This window comes from Lactobacillus sp. UMNPBX19, assembly GCF_002553805.1.
In the GTDB taxonomy this organism is placed as follows: Bacteria; Bacillota; Bacilli; order Lactobacillales; family Lactobacillaceae; genus Lactobacillus.
In genome coordinates, this window is record NZ_PCYR01000140.1 from 1 (window position 1) to 394 (window position 394).

Below are 394 nucleotides of genomic sequence, written 5' to 3' on the forward strand. Positions count from 1 at the left end.
TGCCATTTTTATCGTCCATGTCTGGGACAAACATAGTCTTGAATTTACCATCATGTACAGTAGTTGCAAAAGCGTTTTGATTTACGTCTACTTTGTTTATCATTTGTTGAGAAGTTAATCCGTCTGCTTTGTGTGAATATGTAGCGCCCATTCCAATTCCTTTAAAATAACCAGACGAAACATCTTGTTTAATAACAACTAGCGACCCGTCAGGAGCTTTAGTTTTCCCTTCAATATCACGAACTCCTTTAGCATAGCCACCTTTTAATGCGGGTGGATTAGCAGCTGGTACATCTTTAGTTATTTTAACCTTATACAAATCGTGCCCATTTACCGTCGCAAATTTCTTTGTTTGGTTATTATTCACTGCCCACATTGATGTGAATACGATCGC

1 protein-coding gene is annotated in these 394 nt (G+C 38.1%); it reads right to left on the bottom strand.

Annotation, left to right across the window (positions count from 1 at the left end):
• Window positions 1–394 (bottom strand): hypothetical protein (locus tag CP370_RS09785; RefSeq protein WP_158227048.1); only part of this gene is annotated, 394 nt, incomplete at both ends.